Annotated in this window: 1 protein-coding gene; it reads left to right on the forward strand. The window is 74.5% G+C overall.

Features of this window, described 5'->3' with window-relative positions; genetic code table 11:
- Nucleotides 1–4484, forward strand: a 4484-nt coding sequence (locus AB4039_RS41530) for an SDR family NAD(P)-dependent oxidoreductase (RefSeq protein ID WP_442273227.1), incomplete at both ends; no start/stop codon positions are given.

Genomic DNA, 4484 nt, shown 5'->3' on the forward strand with positions numbered 1-4484 from the left:
GGTTCGCTGAAGTCGAACATCGGGGGTTCGCTGAAGTCGAACATCGGGCACACCCAGGCCGCCGCCGGTGTGGCGGGTGTGATCAAGATGGTCGAGGCGATGCGGCACGGCGTCCTGCCCAGGACCCTGCACGCCGACGAGCCCTCGCCGCACGTCGACTGGTCGGCGGGCGCCGTCAAACTGCTCACCGAACCGGTGGAATGGGCGGAGCACGGGCGTCCGCGACGGGCGGGCGTGTCCTCCTTCGGCGTCAGCGGCACCAACGCACACGTGGTCATCGAGCAGCCGGAGCAACAGGAGCCGCCGACGCGGACCGACGAGCGGGCGCCCTCGCCGACGGAGGCTACGACCACCAACACGGCGGTCGCGTGGCCGCTGTCCGCCAAGGACCCGGCGGCCCTGCGCGAGCAGGCCGGACGTCTGCTGACGCACCTGACGGAACACCCGGACCTCGGTCCCGCCGACGTCGGCCTGTCCCTGGCGACCTCCAGGGCAGCACTCGACCTCCGGTCCGCGGTCGTCGGCACCGGCCGCGAAGAGCTGATGGCCGCCCTGGGTGCCCTCGCCGAAGGCCGCCCTGCGCCCGGCGCCCTCGTGCGCGGCGAGACGTCGACCGGCGCGCCCGCGGGCGGACCCCGGACCGCGTTCCTGTTCTCGGGGCAGGGGAGCCAGCGGCTCGGAGCCGGACGCGAACTGTACGCGGCCTTCCCGGCCTTCGCCGAGGCCTTCGACGCGGCCTGCTCCGCGCTCGACGCACAGCTCGAACAGCCGGTCAAGGACGTGGTGTTCGGAGAGGACCCCGAACTCCTGCACCGGACCGGGCAGGCTCAGCCGGCGCTGTTCGCCGTCGAAGTGGCCCTGTTCCGGCTCGTGGAGTCGTGGGGCGTCCGTCCGGACTTCCTGGCGGGCCATTCGGTGGGCGAGTTCGCGGCGGCCCACGTGGCGGGCGTGCTGTCGCTCGAAGACGCCGCGGCTCTGGTGGCGGCGCGCGGCCGGCTGATGCAGGCCCTCCCGGCCGGCGGGGTGATGGTCGCGGTGCAGGCCTCGGAGGCCGAGGTACGGGACCTGCTGTCCGGGTACGAGGACCGTGCCGGCATCGCGGCGGTCAACGGCCCCTCCGCCGTGGTGGTTTCGGGTGCACAGGACGCCGTCGCGGCGGTCGTCGACCGTCTCGCGGCCGACGGGCGCAAGACGAAGGCGCTCTCCGTCTCGCACGCCTTCCACTCCCCGCTGATGGACCCGATGCTCGACGACTTCCGGGCCGTCGTGGACGGTGTTTCCTTCGCCGCGCCGCGCCTGCCGGTCGTCTCCGCCCTCACCGGCGCTCCGGTCACCGCGGAAGAGCTTTCCTCGACCGACTACTGGGTGCGCCACGTCCGCGAGTCGGTCCGCTTCGCCGACGCGGTCACCTGCCTCGCCGGCCTGGGCGTCCGTACCTTCCTGGAGGTCGGTCCGGGCGGTGTCCTGACGGCCATGGCCCAGGACTCCCTGGACGAGCACGCGGTCACCGTCCCCCTCCTGCGCGCCGACCGTGCCGAGGCAACGGCCGTCACCACCGCCCTCGCCCACCTCCACGTCCACGGCGTACCCGTCGACTGGACGGCCGTCTACGCCGGGCGAAGCACCCGCGGTGTCGAACTGCCCACCTACGCCTTCCAGTACGAGCACTACTGGCTGGACGCGCCGACCGCCCCCGGTGATGTCGCCGCGGCCGGCCTGGCCGCCGCCGGACACGCCCTGTTCGGCGCGGCGGCCCTGCTGCCGGACGGCGCCGGCTCGCTGCTGACCGGTCGGCTGTCGCTGGCCACGCACCCCTGGCTGGCGGACCACGCGGTCTCCGGTGTGACGCTGCTTCCGGGAACCGCCTTCCTGGAGATGGCCGTCCGGGCCGGCGACGAACTCGACTGCGGTCGCGTCGACGAACTCACCCTGGCAGCGCCCCTGGTGCTCCCGGAGCACGGCGCGGTCCAGGTACGGGTGGTGGTCGGAGCCGCCGACGAGGCGGACCGGCGTACGGTGCGGATCTACTCCCGTGCCGATGCGATCGACGAGGCCGCCGCGGAGCTGCCCTGGACCCGTCACGCCACGGGCTTCCTCGTCCCCGACACCGGCGCGACGTACGCGCCCGACGTCCCGGCTATGCCCGGGACGGCCGAGGCATGGCCGCCGGCCGGCACCACCGCCGTCGACATCCACGACTGCTACGGGCGGCTGGCCGACGCCGGCTTCGCGTACGGGCCCGTGTTCCAGGGCCTGCGCGCAGTGTGGCGGCGGGGGGAGGACGAGCTCTTCGCCGAGGTCGGGCTGCCCGACGACACCTCCGTCGACGGCTTCGCCGTGCACCCCGCCCTCCTCGACGCGGCGCTGCACGCCGTGATCGTGGGCGACTTCCCCGCGGCCGGGCACGAAGGACGGTTGCCGTTCGCCTGGAGCGGTGTGAGCGTGCACGGAACCGGCGCCGAGACGCTGCGGGTCCGTCTGACCCGTGCCGGCTCCGCGGCGGACTCGGTGGCGCTGGAGATCACCGACGGTCTGGGCCGGCCCGTGGCATCGGTGGAGTCCCTGACGCTGCGGGCGGTGACACCCGGGCAACTCGCCGAAGCGAGTGGCGGCCAGGGGGCTTCGACGCTCCGGGACTCCCTCTTCCGGGTGGACTGGGAGCGGTGCGATCCGGCCCCGGGTGCGGAGCCCGTGGACGTGGTGGTGCGCGCGAGCCTGCCGGCTCCGGACGGGGCTCAGGCCCCGACGCCGCAAGCGGTGGCCGTCGTGGTCCCGGGCGACACCGACGGCGGGGCGGACACGTCGGCCGCCGCAACCGCGCAGCGCGTGCTGGCCCTGCTCCAGGAGTGGCTGGCGGAACCCCACTTCGCCGCATCGCGCCTGGTCATCGTGACGCGAGGGGCTGTGAACACCGGCACCGAAGCCGCCGAAGTGGACGCGGCACAGGCCTCGGTATGGGGACTGGTGCGCTCTGCGCAGTCGGAGAACCCCGGCCGCTTCGTGCTGGTGGACGTCACGGGCGACACCGGCACGGACACCGACACCGCCGCCCTCGCCACCGCCCCGCTCGTGGCCGCGGTGGCCTCGGGCGAGCCGCAGGTGGCGGTCCGGGACGGCGCGCTGCTCGCTCCGCGGCTGACGCGGGTCGACGCCACGTCCACCGAACCGCCCGCCGATGCCGATGCCGATGCCGACGGCACGGGTCGCCGTCCCGCCTTCTCGGCCGGAGGGACGGTCCTGGTGACCGGCGCCTCCGGTGCGCTGGGTCGCCTCGTCGCACGCCACCTGGTGACCGAGTACGGGGTGCGGCACCTGCTGCTGGCGAGCCGGCGGGGACCGGACGCCGAGGGCGCGGCGGAGTTCGCCGAGGAGCTGGGGACGCTGGGCGCCGAGGCACGCACCGTCCGCTGCGACGTGGCGGACCGCACGGCGCTGGCCGAACTGCTGGCGTCGGTACCCGCCGACCGGCCGTTGACCGGGGTGGTCCACGCTGCGGGCGTCACCGATGACGGAATCGTTTCCGCGCTCACCCCCGAGCGCGTCGACCGCGTCTTCCGCCCCAAGGCCGACGCCGCCCTCAACCTGCACGAGCTGACCCGCGACGCCGACCTCACCGCCTTCGTCCTCTTCTCCTCCGCCGCGGGCACCCTCGGCAGCGCGGGACAGGCCAACTACGCCGCCGCGAACTCCTACCTCGACGCCCTCGCCGAAGCCCGGCGGGCCGCCGGGCTGCCCGCCGTGTCGATCGCCTGGGGCCTGTGGGCGGAGACCAGCGCGCTCACGGCCGACCTGGCCGTCGCGGACCGGCGCAGGATCAGCCGGTCGGGGCTGATCGCACTGGAGGCACAGGAGGGCCTGGCGCTCTTCGACGCCGCCTGCCGCTCCGCCCTCGCCACGGTGGTCCCGGTCCGCCTGGACACCACCGCGCTCCGGGCCCAGGCCCGCGCCGGCGCTCTGCCCCCGCTGTTCCGGCAGCTCGTACGGGGCTCCGTACGGCGTACGCTGCACGACGCGCACCAGAGCGCGACGGGTTCCTCGCCGGCCGGCCGCATCGCGGCCCTGCCGCCCGCCGAGCGCTACGACGTCGTCCTCGGCATCGTCCGGACCCAGGCGGCCGCGGTGCTCGGCCACGAATCCGTCCGGTCGGTCGCGGTGGACCGGCAGTTCACGGACCTCGGCTTCGACTCCCTCACCGCCGTCGAACTCCGCAACTCCCTCAACACGGCCACCGGCCTGCGGCTGCCCGCGACCCTCGTCTTCGACCACCCCACGCCCGAGGCGCTCACCCGCCACCTGCTCACCGAACTCGTCGGCACGCAGCCCGGCGCCCCGGAACACGCTCCGGCACCGGTCGCTTCCGCCGATGAGCCGATCGCGATCGTGGGGATGAGTTGCCGTTATCCGGGTGGGGTGCGGTCTCCGGAGGATCTGTGGCGGCTGGTCGCGGAGGGGGGTGACGCGGTGGGTGGTTTCCCGGTCGATCG

Origin of the sequence: Streptomyces sp. M-16 (assembly GCF_052114405.1) — a bacterium.
Lineage (GTDB): Bacteria > Actinomycetota > Actinomycetes > Streptomycetales > Streptomycetaceae > Streptomyces.